The 15,694-nt window shown below is 69.6% G+C and carries 13 protein-coding genes; 3 read left to right on the top strand and 10 right to left on the bottom strand.

Translation table 11 applies throughout. The features are described 5' to 3' along the window. Window positions 1-59: 59 nt before the first annotated feature. The gene (locus KUV67_05965) at window positions 60-2,153 is read right to left on the bottom strand and encodes a S9 family peptidase (protein MBY6204417.1); all 2,094 of its coding nucleotides are present in this window, start codon (window positions 2,151-2,153) and stop codon (window positions 60-62) included. A gap of 556 nt (window positions 2,154-2,709) precedes the next feature. Here KUV67_05965 and KUV67_05960 point away from each other — a divergent pair. Then, window positions 2,710-3,231 (top strand): DUF421 domain-containing protein, encoded by a 522-nt coding sequence (locus tag KUV67_05960; GenBank protein MBY6204416.1) that lies wholly within the window; start codon window positions 2,710-2,712, stop codon window positions 3,229-3,231. Window positions 3,232-3,536: 305 nt separating this feature from the next. Here the strand turns inward: KUV67_05960 and KUV67_05955 are convergent, their stop codons facing one another. From KUV67_05955 to KUV67_05945, 3 genes are all read right to left on the bottom strand, one after another. Beyond that, window positions 3,537-4,034: a DUF3299 domain-containing protein gene (locus KUV67_05955; protein ID MBY6204415.1), complete on the bottom strand. Its 498-nt coding sequence runs from the start codon at window positions 4,032-4,034 to the stop codon at window positions 3,537-3,539. A gap of 89 nt (window positions 4,035-4,123) precedes the next feature. Further along, a complete protein-coding gene (locus KUV67_05950) occupies window positions 4,124-5,539 on the bottom strand; it encodes an ABC transporter permease (protein ID MBY6204414.1) in 1,416 nt (471 codons plus the stop codon). Further along, window positions 5,533-6,225, bottom strand: coding sequence for an ATP-binding cassette domain-containing protein (locus tag KUV67_05945; protein ID MBY6204413.1), 693 nt, complete (start codon window positions 6,223-6,225; stop codon window positions 5,533-5,535). The genes KUV67_05950 and KUV67_05945 overlap by 7 nt, the downstream gene beginning before the upstream one ends. Window positions 6,226-6,518: 293 nt before the next feature. Between KUV67_05945 and KUV67_05940 the strand changes: the two genes are divergently transcribed. Further along, entirely contained in the window at window positions 6,519-7,886 is a 1,368-nt protein-coding gene (locus KUV67_05940) for a sodium-dependent transporter (GenBank protein ID MBY6204412.1), read from the top strand. 1 nt (window position 7,887) lies between these two features. After that, window positions 7,888-8,187, top strand: a complete 300-nt coding sequence (locus KUV67_05935) for a hypothetical protein (GenBank protein MBY6204411.1) — start codon at window positions 7,888-7,890, stop codon at window positions 8,185-8,187. Here KUV67_05935 and KUV67_05930 read toward each other — a convergent pair. Genes KUV67_05930 through KUV67_05905 form a run of 6 tightly spaced genes read right to left on the bottom strand, consistent with a single transcriptional unit; the run spans window position 8,184 to window position 15,663 of the window. After that, a complete protein-coding gene (locus tag KUV67_05930) occupies window positions 8,184-8,708 on the bottom strand; it encodes a GNAT family N-acetyltransferase (GenBank protein ID MBY6204410.1) in 525 nt (174 codons plus the stop codon). The genes KUV67_05935 and KUV67_05930 overlap by 4 nt on opposite strands. Before the next feature lie 4 nt (window positions 8,709-8,712). Next, window positions 8,713-9,093 carry a hypothetical protein gene (locus tag KUV67_05925; protein MBY6204409.1) on the bottom strand — a complete coding sequence of 127 codons (381 nt, stop codon included), beginning with the start codon at window positions 9,091-9,093 and terminating at the stop codon, window positions 8,713-8,715. A gap of 11 nt (window positions 9,094-9,104) precedes the next feature. Next, window positions 9,105-9,623: a tail fiber protein gene (locus tag KUV67_05920; protein ID MBY6204408.1), complete on the bottom strand. Its 519-nt coding sequence runs from the start codon at window positions 9,621-9,623 to the stop codon at window positions 9,105-9,107. A 13-nt stretch (window positions 9,624-9,636) separates the two neighbouring features. Then, complete coding sequence (locus KUV67_05915) at window positions 9,637-10,155, bottom strand: tail fiber protein (protein MBY6204407.1); 519 nt, start codon at window positions 10,153-10,155, stop codon at window positions 9,637-9,639. Between the two features lie 12 nt (window positions 10,156-10,167). Next, entirely contained in the window at window positions 10,168-10,671 is a 504-nt protein-coding gene (locus KUV67_05910) for a tail fiber protein (GenBank protein ID MBY6204406.1), read from the bottom strand. A 33-nt stretch (window positions 10,672-10,704) separates the two neighbouring features. Next, window positions 10,705-15,663 (bottom strand): tandem-95 repeat protein, encoded by a 4,959-nt coding sequence (locus tag KUV67_05905; protein ID MBY6204405.1) that lies wholly within the window; start codon window positions 15,661-15,663, stop codon window positions 10,705-10,707. Window positions 15,664-15,694: the final 31 nt, after the last annotated feature.

The raw sequence follows: 15,694 nt of genomic DNA, 5'->3' as shown, positions 1-15,694 counted from the left end.
CCTTGCGGCCGCCGGAAGGGTCCGGCGGCCTCCCTGCGATCCGACGCCCGGGACCGGGCTCAGTCCTGTGTCGAGTCGTTCGCCTCCGCATCCCGCCGGGCGGCCGGCCGCGGGCCGGGCGCGGCGAAGCGCGTCACCCAGTCGCGCACCGCCTCGTACCAGTGCAGCGAGTTGTTCGGCTTGAGGATCCAGTGGTTCTCGTCGGGGTAGTAGATCAGCTTCGATTCCACCCCCCGGGTCTGCAGCGCCCGGAACAGCGAGAAACCCTGGCCGACCGGCACGCGCAGGTCGTTCTGGCCGTGGATGACCAGGCTGGGCGTGTCGAAGCGGTCGGCGTACATGTGCGGGGAGAGGATCGAGTACATCTCCGGGTTTTCCCAATAGGGTCCGAAGCGATCGGAATGCACCGCGAAGTCCGCCGAGGTCTGGGCGTAGAGGTCGTAGACCGCGGCGTGGATCACCAGCGCGTTGAACGGGTGCTCCTTCCCGAGCAGGATCGACGACAGGTAGCCGCCGTAGCTGCCGCCGCCGGCGACCATGCGGTCCGTGTCGATCCAGTCCTTGTCCATGAACCACTCGGCCGCGGCGATCGTGTCCTCGTAGGGCTTGCTGATCCAGTCGGGGTTGATCGCGTCGGTGAAGTCCTGGCCGAAGCCGCTCGAGCCGTGGAAGTTGTGCCACGCGGTGACGTAGCCCCAGGACGCGAAGGTCTGGGCGTTCCAGCGGAAGTGGAAGGTGTCGGTGATCGCGCCGTGCGGCCCGCCGTGGATCAGCAGGAACAGCGGGTACTGCTGCGAAGGGTCGAAGCCGGGCGGGTAGTGGACCCACATCTGGATCTCGGCACCGTCGGCGCCCTCGTAGGTCACGGACTCGTAGGTGCCGAGGTCGACGTCGGCCAGGATCTCGTCGTTGAAGGAATCGAGGCGGACGATCTCGTCGGCGTCCAGGTCGATGCGGACCACCCGCGGCGGGTAGAGGAAGCTCACGTTGGTGCCGACCAGTGTGCCGTCGGCGGCGATGTCAAGGTCGCCGTAGTCGGTGGCGTCGGTCAGCGCCACCGGGGCCGAGCCCGACAGCGGCAGGAAATACACGCGCCGGGTGCCGGCGTCGTCGATCGCACCGAACAGGCCGGCCGAGTCCGGCGCCCAGACCAGGCCGTCGGCGGAGCGGTCCCAGTCGGCGTGGATGACCCGGGTGCGGTCGTTGGCCAGCTCGTGGATCATCAGCGAGCGGGTGTCGCCGTAGAACCCGACGATGTGCTGCCGGTTGTAGGCCAGCATCGCGCCGTCGGGCGAGAACATCGGATTGAAGTCGGCGGCCGCATTACCCTGCGTCAGGTTGCGGGGCCGGTCGCTGCCGATCTCGAGCAGGAACACGTCGTTGTTCTCGACCACGCCTTCGGTGGCGGCATCGGCGACGAAGGCCAGCAGGGAACCGTTCGGCGAGACGTCGTAGTCCGATCCGCCGCCCGAGCCGCGCGGCAGTTCCAGCCCCGTGGCGACGGTCAGCGCATCGATCTCGCCGCCGTCGGCGGGAATCCGGTACACATGGGTCTCGCGCGCCTCGTCGAGGTAGCGGTCGAAGTAGGAGTAGGGCATCGAGGTCCATTCGTGCGCCGAGACGTGGTCGTCCTTGTCGGCCTCGAGCTGCTCGGCCATCTCGTCGAAGGACTTCTCCGGCCAGACCGTAGACACGAAATAGATGTGCTCGCCGACCCACTTCAGGCCGGAGGCGCCGGTCGGCACGTCGCCGACCCGGATCGCTTCGCCGGGCGCGTCCATCGGCAGCACGTGGATCTGGGCGGCCTCGTCCTCGCCGCGTTTGGCCGTGAAGGCCAGTCGCGAGCCGTCGGGGGAGAAGACCGGGCTGCCGGCACTCGACCCCTCGGCGGTCAGCGGTCGCTGGACGCCACCTTCCGCCGACAGCAGGTACAGGCGGGTCTCGGATTCATCGGTTTCGACGTCCCAGGACGTCACCGGCACCACCACCTGCGACCCGTCGGGCGAAATCACCGGCGCGCCCACGCGATCCATCGTCCACAGCACCTCGGCGGTCAGGCGCGTGCGTTCGGCGTCGGTTTCTTCCTGGGCGAAGGCAGGAACGACGAGCGTCAGCGTCAGGACGCAGAGCAGCAGAATCTTGGTTGGAGCCATGGCTTGCTTCTCGGGGGATTGGGGTCCACGGATGATACGGGTTCGGCATGGTCCGGGCGCAAAAGGCCGAAGTCCTGCCGCTCGATGACTTACCAGACCCTTCGCTCGCAAGCTCACTCCCACAGGCACCCAGACCCCCAGACCCCCAGACACCCAGACCCCCAGACCCCCAGACCCCCAGACCCCCAGACCCCCAGACCCCCAGACCCCCAGACCCCCAGACCCCCAGACCCCCAGATCCACAGATCCACAGATCCACAGATCCACAGATCCACAGATCCACAGATCCACAGATCCACAGATCCACAGATCCACAGGTCCACAGGTCCACAGGTCCACAGGTCCACAGGTCCACAGGTCCACAGGTCCACAGGTCCACAGGTCCACAGAAGCCGGGCGTCGCCCGATCGGCTGGCGCCTGTGGGAGTGAGCTTGCGAGCGAAGGCCCGGCGGTCCGGCCCCGGAAGGGTGCATTGACTTCCGGATGGCGTTCGGACCACCCTTGGTTTCACAACGTCTTGCGAGACCCCTAGGCGCCCGCCACCGAGGAGCACCCATGTTCGTATCCGACCCCTTGTTCGACGCCGTTCTTCGGGGCCTGATCCTGGCCTCGGCCGCGATCACCTGGGTGGTGATCCTGGTCCGCATCAACGGGCTGCGGTCGTTTTCGAAGATGACCAGCTTCGATTTCGTGATGACCGTGGCGATCGGCTCGCTGCTGGCCGGTGCCGGTCAGGCCACCGAGGTGGCCGGGTTCCTGCAGCCGCTGCTGGCGATGCTCGCCCTGTTCGTCTTCCAGCACGTCGTCGCGCGTTTCCGGTTCCGCTCCGGCCGATTCCGGGACCTGGTCCAGAACCGGCCCGTTCTGCTGATGCGCGACGGGGTGATCTTCGAGCGCGCGCTGGCCGAAACGCGCGTATCGAAGGGCGACCTGGTCGCCAAGCTGCGCGAATCGAACGTGCTGGACCTCACCGAGGTGCGCGCCGCGGTACTCGAGACCACCGGCGACATTTCCGTGCTGCACGGCGATGCGTGCGCGGAGGATCTCCTCGAGGGCGTTCGATCGGTCGAACGCTGACCGGCGGATGCGGGCTGTGAATCCGTCCGCTCGATTCGGCCGCTAACCCTGCGCCTGCAGGCAGGCTCCTACAGGTCTCCGGGGATGGGCGAGGGCTGCGATCAAGCGTCGAACGGCAGGCCCATCGCCTGTAGGAGCGAGCCTCGCTCGCGAACGTCAGGGCCGCGCGTGGGGCTCGCGCGCAAGCGCCGTCCAACAGGCAGAAGCCTTCGATCGCCGGCATTCCTGGTGGAGGCCGCTCGCGGGCGACGGGTTTCTCTCTCGGGCGGGCGGAGCAGGACCTTCCAGCCAAATGACGGGTGCCGTCACTCGTACAGCGTCAGCGACTCCACGTCCATGGTGTAGGCCGAGGCGGCGGTCTCGTTGCTGACGTCCTCGATGTTCAGCGTGCCTTCCATCCAGAACGCGTCCCAGATGTCGATCATTTCCACCGGCTCGTCGAGGCGACCGTAGACGATCTGGTTGGCCGGCGGAGGCGGCAGGTGGATGCAGGCGCCGAAGTAGGGGACCAGGAAGAACTCGACCAGGTCGCCGTCCTCGTTCGTCTCGATGGGCACGACGAAGCCGGGCAGGCGCACGTGCTGGCCGTCGAGCTCGCCGACGGTGCGGAACGACTGGAAGGGCTCTTCAGGCGCGTCGAAGCCGGAATGGTCGATGTTGGTCTGGTCGTCGATCCAGGCCTGCGCCTCGTCTTCGGGCATCAGCTCCAGCCACTCCAGCGTGCGCGCCTCGGCAACGGCCAGGGCGGGCAGCATCAGGGCCGCGGCAAGCAGCAGTCGGGAGAACAGGTTCGTCATGGTCATCGGGCAGTCGGAATCGTGGGTTCGAAGTCCGGACGGGCTCCGGAACAGGCTTGGACCGCATTCGGCGCGCAAGTTCGATCTGCGGGGGGTCATTGGCGGACCTGCATGCCGTCGGCGAGCGTTCGGCGATAGGCCAGCAGGGCGGGGACGAGCGCGATCAGCACACCGGCCGCGCCGATCCCGGCGAGGACTCCGACCAGTTCCGCGGCCGGCAGGGCGGGTGCGATCGCGATGCCGAAGCGGGCCAGCAACCACGGGGCGAGCAGCACCTGCAGGCCCCAGGCCAGCAGCACGCCGAGCACGACGCCTGCCATCACGATCACGGCGGCCTCGAGCACCAGCAGGCCGGCGACCTGCCACGGCCGGGCGCCGCAGGCGCGCAGGATGGCCATTTCCCGGCGCCGCTCGTTCAGCGTGGTCAGCATCGCGGTCAGCATGCCGAGCAGGCCGGCCAGCACGACCAGGCCCGCGACCACGCGCAGCACCTGTTCGACGGTGCCGGTGATCCGCCACAGTTGCTGCAGCGCGATGCCGGGCAGGATGGCCAGCAGGGCTTCGTCCGGATACTCGTTGACCCGGCGCTGCAGGCCGAAGGCCGCGGCGCGCGCCTTCAGGCCGAGGAAGATCGCGCTGACGCTGTCGGGCGTGACCGTGTCGTCCACGTCGCCGTGCGGGTCCGAATCGTGTGTTCCATCATCGTGTGTTCCGTCTTCGTGCGCGCCCTCGTCGTGTGCGTGGCCCTGGTTCGGGCCGCCGTGGTGGGCATGGCCGTGATCGGGTGCAACGCCGGCCGTGCCGTGCTGCGGCGCGCTCGACGCCGGACCCTCGCCCGGCGGCGGCCGGAACCCCGAGAGCGGCCGGCCGGCCATGAACTCCTCGTGCACGACGTGGTGCGCGGCCAGGTCGACGTAGACCGACTGGTCGACCGGCGTGCCGGTCGGGGCGAGCACGCCGCTGATCCGGAACGGATGGGCGGCATGGGTCACCAGCGTGACGTTGCCGCCGCCGTGTCCGAGCTCGATCGTGTCGCCGACCTCGAGGTCGACCGCACGCGCGACCCGTGCGCCGACGACGGCGTCGAAGCGATCGCGCCAGGCGGTACCGCGCTCGATGACCAGCGCCGTGCTGCCGGCGTAGCGGAAGCGTTCGAAGAACTCCGGCGTGGTACCGACCACGCGAAAGCCCTCGTAGCTGTCGCCGAGGGCGATCGGCACGGCCCAGTCGACGACTTCGGCCTCGGCCAGTTCCTCGTAGGTCGACCAGGACACGTTCGCGGTGGGGTCGCCGAGGCCGAAGACCGAGACCAGCAGCAGCTGGACGGGCGCGGTCGGCGCGCCGACGATCAGGTCCACGCCCGACACGGAACGCTGGAAGTTCTCGCGCACCTGGCCGCGCATCTGTTCGACCAGCACCAGCAGCGCGATCGAGATCGCGATCGTGAAGATCGTCAGGCCGACCGCGAAGCGACGGTTGGCCAGCGATCCGCGGGCCAGGCGCATCAGCATGTCGTCCTCCCCGCGTCCGAGGCGAGCGAGTCCATCGACAGCGCGCGATCGAAGCGATCGGCGAGGCGTCGATCGTGGCTGACGAACAGCAGCGCCGAGCCAGCGTTGCGCACTTCGTCGAACAGCAGGTCGAGGAAGTCGTCGCGGCGGTCGTCGTCGAGCGCCGAGGTCGGTTCGTCGGCGAGGATCAGCCCGGGGCGGCCGATCAGCGCGCGCGCCGCGGCCACGCGCTGCTGCTGGCCGACGCTGAGCCGGTCGGCGCGTCGCGACCAGGCGGCTTCGGGCAGCCCCATCGCGCCGAGCAGGCGGCCGGGTTCATCGACCGAGGTGCGGCGGGCGCGGGCGGTCGAGAAGCGGCAGCCGAGGCGGACGTTGTCGATCGCGTCGAGCCAGGGGAGCAGGTTGAACTGCTGGAAGATGACGCCGAGGTGGTCGGCCCGGAACCGGTCGCGGTCGGCGCGCTTCAGCGTGTCGACCCGCGTGCCGCCGAAGCGGATGGCGCCCTTCGCCGGCGCCACCAGGCCGCCGATCAGCGCCAGCAGGGTCGACTTTCCCGAACCGCTCGCCCCGGCCAGGAAGACGCGCTCGCCCGCTTCGAGCGCGAGCGACACGGACGCCAGGACCGGCGCGTCGTCGCCCGGCCAGGCGTAGGTCACGTCGTCGAGTTCGAGCAGTGGGTCGGTCATGTGATGCTTGTTCGAAATGGTCGTCGAGCCCGGAACATCGGAAAGTCTAGCGCCGATGGCGTTGGACGCCGTGTACGCGTTGCCGGATGCGGACCGCGGTGACGATCCGGGGAGGCGTACGCTCATTTCCTCTCATCCCGGCCGCGAGCCGGGGCCCGGTGATCCGAACGATCGCGCGGAAGTCGCCGGCCTCGGGTCGAGCCCCGGGGCGCAGGGGCTCCGATTTGCTCCGGCGGTCGAGTTCGCGGACAATCCCCCGGATACGAAAACAACAATCCAACGGGGTTCCGCGAATCATGAAAACCACGTCCATCCACGGCATGTGGTCGTCCCGGCTCATGTTCGTCATGGCCGCGACCGGCTCGGCGGTCGGTCTCGGCAACATCTGGCGCTTTCCGTACATCACCTCCGAGAACGGCGGCGGTGCGTTCGTCCTGGTCTACCTGGCCTGCATCGCGCTGATCGGTCTGCCCGTGCTGTTCGCCGAGATCGTGATCGGCCGGCGCGGCCGGATGAGCCCGGTCAACTCGCTGAAGGAACTGGCCACGGCAGCCGGCGCGTCGAAGGCCTGGTCCCTGATCGGCTGGGTCGGCATCCTCGCCGGCTTCCTGGTGCTGTCCTTCTACTCGGTGGTCGCCGGCTGGACCCTGTCCTACGGCTTCGACTACCTGCAGCAGCTGTTCCTCGGTGCGCCGGCGATCAGCGATCCGGGTGAGGAATTCGGCGGGCTGCTGGCCAGCCCCGGCAAGCTGATCTTCTGGCACGGCGTGTTCATGATCCTGACCATGGGCGTGGTCGCGCTGGGCGTGGAGAAGGGCCTGGAGCGCGCCGTCTCGATCCTGATGCCGATGCTGTTCGTGCTGCTGCTGATCCTGCTCGGCTACGGCATGAGCACCGGGCACTTCCAGGAGGCCGTGGGCTTCCTGTTCTCGCCGGACTGGTCGCGCGTCGACGGTTCGATGATCGTGACCGCCATGGGCCAGGCCTTCTTCACGCTCAGCCTGGGGATGTGCGCGATCATGACCTACGGCGCCTACCTGCCGTCGCACGTCAACGTGCCGGCGACCGGCGTCACCGTTGCCTTCGCCGATACGCTGGTCGCGCTCGTCGCAGGCCTGGCGATCTTCCCGATCGTGCTGTCCTTCGGTCTGGATCCCGAAGGCGGCGGCGCCGGCTTCATCTTCACCTCGCTGCCGCTGGCCTTCAACGAGATGCCCTACGGTATCGCCTACGGCATGGCGTTCTTCCTGCTGCTGTCGGTGGCGGCCTGGACCAGCTCGATTTCGCTGCTCGAGCCGCCGACGGCGTACTTCGTCGAGGCGACGAACTTCTCGCGCAAGCAGATCGCGCTGTTCGTCGCGCTGCTGACCTGGGTGATGGGCCTGGCCTCGGTGTTCTCGCTGAACGTCTGGTCCGAGTACACGATCGGCGGTCGCGACATCATGTCCGCGATCGAATTCGTCGCCGCCGACATCATGCTGCCCGTCGGCGGCCTGTTGATCGCCCTGTTCGCAGGCTGGGTGCTGTCGACCACGATCACCCGCGAGGAACTGGACGACAAGATGCCGACCTGGGCGTTCCAGCTGTGGCTGTGGCTGACCCGCTTGTTCGCGCCGCTGGCCATCCTGGTCGTGCTCGGCGGCATCCTGGGACTGTTCTGAGATGACCGCGCCCGATGATCCGTTGCCGGACTACGAGACCTTCGCCCGCCACGCGGGCGATCGCGTCCGCCTGGTCGCCGGCGATGTCCACCGCGATGGACGGATCGCCGAGGTGGACGCGCTGAACCGGCAGCCCGGGCAGGAGCGCCAGCCGTTCTCGCTGGTGGTCGTCGCCGAGGGGGACGCGCTGCCGCAACAGACGCTGACCCTCGAGCACGAAGCGCTCGGCGAACTGCAGCTGTTCCTCGTGCCGGTCGGGCCGCGCGATGGCGGCGTCGCCTACGAGGCGGTCTTTACCTAGGGCGAACGCTCGGCCTGGCGGGGGCGCCACTCCATGAAGCGGTAGACCCCGCGGTCTTCCAGCTCGACGAAGCCGAACCGGTCGTACAGCCGCCAGGCGGGGTTGTGCCGTTCGACGTGCAGACGCACGGTGCGGCCGGACTCCACCGCAGCCTCGATCACCGTTCGCAGGAGCCCGCTGCCGATGCCCGCGCCGCGGTGCTCGGGCAGCAACGCCATGTCGACCAGGCGGATCTCGTCGTGGCGTTCGTCGAGGTAGATGCGGCCGGCCGGCTCCCCGGCGATCTCCAGCAGCAGGTAGTCCGCGTCGGGCAGGTTCTCCCGGTAGTGCGCGTGCTGGGCCTCGAACTGCCGGGTCAGGAACTGCTGCTTCTCGGCCTCCGGCCACGGCACGGGGGCCAGTTCTTCGGCGCGTGTGCTGGCGTAGAGGTCGCGGAGGAACTCGCGGTCGCCGTCGACGATCTCGCGCGCGCTCAGGCCGACGCCCGGCTGCGCCAGGCGCGCGATCCAGGCCCGGGTCACGGAATCAGTCGAGCAGGTTGAACACCGCGTCCATCCGCCCGTCGCCGGCCGGAAGGAGGTGCAGCGCGAGGTCGCGATCGGCGGCGGTCAGCCGGTAGACGCCCTCGGGCGCGTCGGTCGGGCCGGCGAAGCGCGCGATGAACTGGGCGCCGTGCCCCGCTCGTCCCCGGTCGATCACCTCGGTCAGTTCGAACGACGCGACGACCGGGCCGTCGCCGGTGAAGCGCATGCCCCGGTCGCGGGCGCAGTCCTCGGCGCAGGCCCAGCCGCCGGGCGCGCGGCAATCGCCGACGGTTCTGCGCGTAGCCGCCGAGGCGGTGACGGGTCCGAGCGCGCAGAGCGCAGCGCCGGCAGCGAGTCGGGAAGCGAACTGGCGTCGGTTCATCGTCGAATTCCTCACGAACGGGACGGGTACAGGCCCTGCAGGGCGATGATGAAGCTCATTGCCAGGTAGGGCTGCATGTTGTTGTGCGGCTGGCCGCCGCCGGTGCCGGTGGCCGCCGTCGCCGCCATCGCCACCGGGGCCCCCGGCGCGGTGTAGATGCCGAAGCCGCGCGGCCGGCTCGGATACTGTCCGGCCGGGTCGTCGTCGCCGGCGAAGGTATTCGATCCGGTCAGCGTGTGCCGGTGGTTCGGCATCTGCTGCTCGGTGATCGTGACCTGCTCGACCCCGCCGTTCTGGCCGATGCTGCGCGGCGTGAGCCCGGGGCCGGTCCCCGGGTGCATCGGTGCGCGGCCCTGGAGGTTCGGCAGGGCCGTGGTCGTGCGGCCGTCGCCGCCGTAGATCGTTCCGATCAACGAGAACAGCGCGGTGTTCTGGGCAATCGGCAGCAGTTGACCGTCGCAGAACGCCCAGCTGCGCGGCGCGAAGTTGCCGGCGAAGATCCGGATTTCGGCAATGAAGGGTTCGGACATGATCGGACCTCGGTCAGGTGCGCGACGGATAGATGCCGACCAGCGCGACGATGAAATTCACGCACAGGAAGGGCATCAGATTGGTGTGGGACTGACTGCCGCCCACCGCGCCGACGGCAGATGCATCGAACGATGCGGTCGGGTTGATCGACCCGTACAGGTCGCCGCCGGCGACCTGGGCGAAGGTCTTCCCGGCCGGCGACGTGTCGGTGGCGGCGTCCGGGCTGGCCTGCAACGTATGCGAATGGGACGGCAGCTGGTTGGTCGTCAGCGTGACCTGCTCGGCGCCTGCACGTGCGCCGATCTGGCGCGGCGACAGGCCGGGACCGCTGCCGGCATGGATCGGCAGGCGGCCGCGCAGGTCCGGCAAGGCGAACGTGGTGCGTCCGTCGCCGCCGTAGATGGTGCCGAACAGCGAGAACAGCGCGTCGTTCTGCGACACGGCGAGCAGCTGGCCGTCGCAGAAGGCCCAGCCGCGCGGCGCGAAGGTTCCGGCGAACATGCGGATTTCTCCGACAAAGGGTTCGGACATGGTCGGTCTCCGTCAGTTGCGCGAGGGGAACAGCCCCTGCAGCGCGATGCAGAAGCGCACCGCGAGCCAGGGCTGCATGTTCTCGTGAGCCTGGCTGCCGCCTGCATTGGCAACGGTGCCGGCATTCATCGCCACCGGTGCCGTTCCCACGTCGCCGTAGGTCTCCAGCGTTGCGGCACCGGCCAGGTTGTCCTGCGGTACGGGTGCGGATGCGGCGTCGTTGGAGCCCTGCAACGAATGGCTGTGCTGGGGCATCTCGTTCGCCGTCAGCGTGTGGGTTTCCTCGCCGCTGCGCTGGCCCAGCGTGTGGCCGTTGCCGACGTGCAGGGGCGTTCGGCCTCGGAGGTCGGGCAGCGCGAAGCTGGTCCGGCCGTCGCCGCCGTAGGTCGTGCCCAGCAGCGAGTAGAGGCTCTGGTTCTGGTTGATCGGCAGGATCTGGCCGTCGCAGAACGCCCAGCCGCGGGGAGCGAAATTGAACCCCACCATGCGGACTTCGGCTAGAAACGGTTCGGACATGGTTTCGTACTCCTCGTCGATGGGCCGGGTGCCTCAGGGCACCGCGGGCGTGTTGCAGGGTGCCGCCGGCGTGCTGAAATTCACCACGCCGGTGAAGTCGTCGACGTCCGAGCCCGGGGTGGACAGCGGGTTCTGCGTATCGATGAACGACTCCACGGACACGGCACTGGTGCCGGTGCCGGCGAAGCCCTCGAGATGGTAGGTGGTTCCACCGAACTGCACCAGCCGGATCCCCGGCTCGCCGTCGGCGCCGTCGCTGTCGTTGCCGCTCTTGTCCAGGCAGACCGTGTCGGCTTCGCCCGCCGTGCCGTTGCCGGCCTGGATGTAGGAGCCGTGGATGAAGGTGCCCGGCGCGGCCAGCAGCGTGTTGTTCGTGCTCTGCAGGTCGAAGCGGCCCTGACTGCCGCGCCCGGTGGCGAACAGCGGCTCGGCGTCGCCGCCGTCGGTGCAGCCGTGGCTGTCGAGCGTGACCGAGAGCTGGGGCGTGTCGGCAACCACGTTGCCGTCGTTGACCAGCCGCTTGCAGCTGACGCCGAAGAAGCTCTCGTTGACCACCGAGGCCGTGGTGCGCGCGGCGCCCAGCGTGATCGACGCGTTGCCGTTGGACTGGGACACCAGCGCCGACGAATTGTCGACGTTGGCGATCGACGAGTCGGCGAAGTCGAGCACGCCGACGCCGGTGCCGTCGCCGTTGAACACGAAGCCCAGCGTGCCGATGCCGTTCATGCTGATGTTGTCGACCGAGCCGCCGGAGAGCGTGCCCGAGGTCGCGCTCGTGCCGACATCGATGCTGATGCCGCGGCCGTCGAAGTCGGTGAGGGTCAGGCCGTTCAGCGTCAGGGTGCCGAGCGTGCCGCCGTTGGCGATGTCCAGGTCGAGCGCCGCGCCGGCGAAGCCGTTGCCCGCGCCCATCGCGTAGACGCCCCCCGGGAAGTCGCCGATGCCGTCCAGTTCGCTGTTGGTCACGGTCAGCGAGGCCAGGGTGCCGGCGCCGGTGAAGCCGAGTTCGATCGCGTCGTCGGCCGCGTCGCTGATCGCGCTGCTGTCGATGAGCCAGGTGCCGGACGGGTCGACGATCTCGATGCCGTTCTCGTCGTTGGCGTCGCCGGTCGCATCGACCCGGAGGTTGCGCAGCGTGACGTTGGCCGCGTTCTGCAGCAGCAGACCGTGGCTGGTGGTGTTTTCAATGCGCCCGCCGGAGCAGACCGCGGTGCCCAGGGTGCACGCGCCGCCGGCGCCGTTGATGCTGAACGCGCCGGCGCCGGTGCCGAGCAGCCGGATGCCGTGATCGCCGCCGCTGGCCGAGACGCTCTCGAAGCTCGCGCCCGCGGCACCGAGGGTCACGTTGGCCACGTCGATCGCGCGGGCGCCGGCGGTGCTGATCCGGTTGCCGGGGCCGGTCACGTTCAGCGTGCCGCCGTTGGTCGCGACCAGGCCGGCGATGCCCGGCGTTGCGCTGGTATCGATGTCCAGCGTTCCCGAAAGCGTCACGCTCGATGGGCCGTTCGAATCCAGCTCGATGCCGCCGGTGGTCGACGTGATCGAGCCCGAGAGCTCGACGCTGCCGCCCGCCCGGTTGCGGATCGAGACCGCTGGAGCGATCCCGGTCGTTGCGGTGATGGAGCCGGCGTAGCTCAGGGTCGCCGTGCCGCCGTCGATGATCACGGCCGAGCCGGTGGCGCCGCCCAGCGACCCGGTGCCCAGCGTCGGGCTACCGTCGATCGCGAACAGCCGCAGGTTGGTCGATGCGGAGGTCGATGTCACGGTGGTGAAGCCGCCGCTGCCCGCGCCGTCGATCACGGTGCCGTTGTTCAGGTCGAGCGCGGTGCCGGTGCCAAGCAGCTGCGTTTCCGACACGGTCAGGGTGCCGAATCCGTTGCCGACGATGTCGGTGATGCTGTCGCCGATGTGTACGCCGCGGAGCAGGTTGTCGCTGCCCAGCGTCAGCACGGTTCCGCCCGGGTTCGCGAGTTCCGGCGCGGCGGCCGGCGAGGCCGGCAGGGGATCGCTGTAGGGCGGCACGGTGACGCCGGCCATGGTGGCCAGGGGCGCGCTCGCCGCGGCGCCGAACAGGCGCTGGCCGGCCAGGAGCGTCAGGCTGCCGGTCTGAGCGCCGGAATCGACGAACAGTGCATCGCCGGGGCCGGGGTTGGTCCCGACCCCGTCGTTGACGGCGTCGAGCAGGTCGATGTCGTTGAACGGCGTGGCCAGCCGGCCGTCGCCGCCGGCGGGCGCGGCCGGATCGACGAACCAGATCCGGTCGGTCACCGTGAGATCGACGGTCACGGCGGCGCTGCAGGCGCTGCCCGGCGTACCGTTGTCGCAGACCTGGTAGTCGAAGCTGTCGGCACCCGTGAACCCGGCCGGCGGGTTGTAGCTGAACGTGCCGTCGGCGGTGTTGATCGACAGGTCGCCGCCCTGGACCGTGGTGGCCGGCACGGTGCCGCCGATGAACAGCGGCAGGGCTCCCGGCCCATCGGCCGCGTCGCTGGCGTTGGCCAGCAGGTCGTCGGCGCCGTCGGTGACCTGGATCCGGACGTTGCCGAGCACGTCGAAGGGCCCGGGAGCGGTCACGGTCGGCGGATCGTTGATCGGATTGACCGTGATCGAGAACGTCGCCGGCGGCGAGGTATCGACGCCGCCGTTGGCGGTGCCGCCGTCGTCGGACAGGGTGATCGTGATGTTGGCGACGCCGTTGGCGTTCGGGGCGGCCGTGTAGGTCAGGTCGCCGCTCCCCGGGTCGATCGAGGGGCCGGCGGCGAACAGCGTCGGATTGTCGTTTCCGACCACGTTGAAGGTCAGCACCTGGCCGCCCTCGTCCGGCGCGCCCGGGTCGATCGCGGTCGCCCAGCCCGCATCGGTCTGGGGCCCGGCGTCCTCGTCGCTGGACACGTCGGGGCCGGCGGTGAAGCTCGGGGCGTCGTTGACGGCGGTGAGGTCGATCACGAAGCTGGCCGGCGCCGAAGTGTCGACCCCGCCGTTCGCGGTGCCGCCGTCGTCCATCGCGACGACGGTGATCGTTGCGCTGCCGTTGGCGTCGGCGGCCGGCGTGAAGCTCAGCGTACCGTCGGCCGCGATCGAGGGGCCGGCGGCGAAAAGGGCCGGATCCGTGTTTCCGGTGATCGGGAAGCTGACGACCTGGCCGGATTCGTCGGCCGGACCGGGCGAGATGGCGCTGGCCCAGGGCTGGCTGTACGCGCCGCTGTCCTCGAGCACGCTGACGTCGCCGCCCGGGGTGAAGGTCGGCGCATCGTTGACCGGGTCGACGGTGATCGTGAAGATCGCCGGCGGCGAGGTGTCGACGCCGCCATTTGCGGTGCCGCCGTCATCGGACAGCGTGATCGTGATCGTCGCGCTGCCGTTGGCGTCGGCGGCCGGCGTGAAGGTCAGGTCGCCGCTGCCGGCGTCGATCGCCGGACCGGCGCTGAACAGGCCCGGGTTGTCGTTGCCGGTGACGTTGAAGGTGAGCACCTGGCCCGCCTCGTCGGGCGGACCGGCGCTGATCGCGGTCGCCCACGCGGCAACCGTCTGCGCGCCCGCGTCCTCGAGCACGGTCGGGTCCGGCCCGGGCGTGAAGCTGGGCGCATCGTTGACCGCCTGGACGTCGATCGTGACCGTTGCGCTCGCGCATTCGGCCGGCAGCGGCGTGCCGTCGTCGCAGACTTCGTAGACAAAGGAATCCGTGCCGTTGAAGTCGCCGGTCTTGGTGTAGGTGACCACCCCGGTGCCGGGGTCGACGGTCGTTCCCCCGTTGGCCGGCGGCGTTGTGATCGCGACGCTGGCGGGGTCGAGGCTGCCGTCGATGTCGCTGTCATTGGCCAGCACATCGACCGGCACCGGATTGTCCTCGAGCGTGGTCGCGCTGTCGTCCTGCGCCACCGGCGGATCGTTGACCGCGTTGACCGTGATCGCCACCGTGGCGACCGAGGAATCGGCCTGGCCGTCGTTGGCGACGTAGGTGAAGCTGTCGCTGCCGTTGAAGTCGGCGGCCGGCGTGTAGTCGAAGCTGCCGTCGGCGTTGAGCGTGAACGCCTGGGCGTTGCCCGGCCCGGTCTGCAGCACCGCCGTGATCGGGTCGCCGTCGGGGTCGCTGTCGTTGGCCAGCACGCCGGGCGCGGCCACGCTCAGCGGCGTGTCTTCGTCCGTGGCGTAGGCGTCGTCGACGACCACCGGCGGCTGGTTCTCGATATCGGTCACGTCGATGCGGAAGAACAGGCCGCCGTCCTCGAAGGCGGCAAAGGCCTCGCGCAGGTCGATCACGGCCGAACCGTCGGTGGCGTCGCCGGCAGGGTCCGACGCCGAAGGCGTGCGACCTGCCCAGTCGGAAACATCGCCGTCGGCGGAAAAGTTCATGGCCCAGGCCACCGTGGCCACCAGCAGGACCAGACCGACCGCGCCGAGCTGGCCCGCACGACGGTGCGCGCGCCAGGCGATGGCCGTGACGAGCACGGCGAGCACGAGCAGGCCCAGGATCGACAGCGTCGGGACCGAAATGGGCAGGCCGAGGAAGATGCCCGGTCCGGCCCCGGACCCGTCGATCGTGGTCAGGAGGTCGGAGCCGGTGAAGTTGTCGGCGGCGAAAGCGAGGCGGATCAGCGCCTGGCTGCCGGCGCCGAGCGCGTCGCGAGTAACCGCCAGTTCGATGACGTCGGTTCCGCCGACGCCGACGTTCAGGCCGGCCGGGTAGGCGCCGCCCAGGGCCATCACGGTCTGGAAGGCGACACCGTCGCAGCTCTGCAGGTCCACCGAAACAATGGTCTGCGTATCGACATCCAGCGTGGCGCGGAGCCGGCGCTCGAAGCCCGGTTCGGGCGCGGAGCCGGTGTAGGTCGCGCTGCAGCCGGTGGATGCGTTCCGGTCGAGGTCGACGAGTACGTCGTAGACCGGGTCCGGGGCCTGCGCGGCCAGCGGGGCGGAGAACAACGCGAGTCCCGCGACGAACGCCACGGTCAGGGCGGCGAAGGCACCACGTGCCAGGGTCGAATCACGCATCCGGAACTCCCTCCGTAGCCGGCGTGGGGGC

This window comes from Halomonas denitrificans (assembly GCA_019800895.1).
Classification (GTDB): domain Bacteria; phylum Pseudomonadota; class Gammaproteobacteria; order Xanthomonadales; family Wenzhouxiangellaceae.
Note: the sequence above shows the minus strand (reverse complement) of the source record. Positions and strands in the feature narration are given on the sequence as shown.

Bases quoted from the DNA above. Each gene is read 5' to 3' on its own strand.
- KUV67_05965 (MBY6204417.1), bottom strand. From the start codon at position 2,153: ATGGCTCCAACCAAGATTCTGCTGCTCTGCGTCCTGACGCTGACGCTC.
- KUV67_05960 (MBY6204416.1), top strand. From the start codon at position 2,710: ATGTTCGTATCCGACCCCTTGTTCGACGCCGTTCTTCGGGGCCTGATC.
- KUV67_05955 (MBY6204415.1), bottom strand. From the start codon at position 4,034: ATGACCATGACGAACCTGTTCTCCCGACTGCTGCTTGCCGCGGCCCTG.
- KUV67_05950 (MBY6204414.1), bottom strand. From the start codon at position 5,539: ATGCTGATGCGCCTGGCCCGCGGATCGCTGGCCAACCGTCGCTTCGCG.
- KUV67_05945 (MBY6204413.1), bottom strand. From the start codon at position 6,225: ATGACCGACCCACTGCTCGAACTCGACGACGTGACCTACGCCTGGCCG.
- KUV67_05935 (MBY6204411.1), top strand. From the start codon at position 7,888: ATGACCGCGCCCGATGATCCGTTGCCGGACTACGAGACCTTCGCCCGC.
- KUV67_05925 (MBY6204409.1), bottom strand. From the start codon at position 9,093: ATGAACCGACGCCAGTTCGCTTCCCGACTCGCTGCCGGCGCTGCGCTC.
- KUV67_05920 (MBY6204408.1), bottom strand. From the start codon at position 9,623: ATGTCCGAACCCTTCATTGCCGAAATCCGGATCTTCGCCGGCAACTTC.
- KUV67_05915 (MBY6204407.1), bottom strand. From the start codon at position 10,155: ATGTCCGAACCCTTTGTCGGAGAAATCCGCATGTTCGCCGGAACCTTC.
- KUV67_05910 (MBY6204406.1), bottom strand. From the start codon at position 10,671: ATGTCCGAACCGTTTCTAGCCGAAGTCCGCATGGTGGGGTTCAATTTC.
- KUV67_05905 (MBY6204405.1), bottom strand. From the start codon at position 15,663: ATGCGTGATTCGACCCTGGCACGTGGTGCCTTCGCCGCCCTGACCGTG.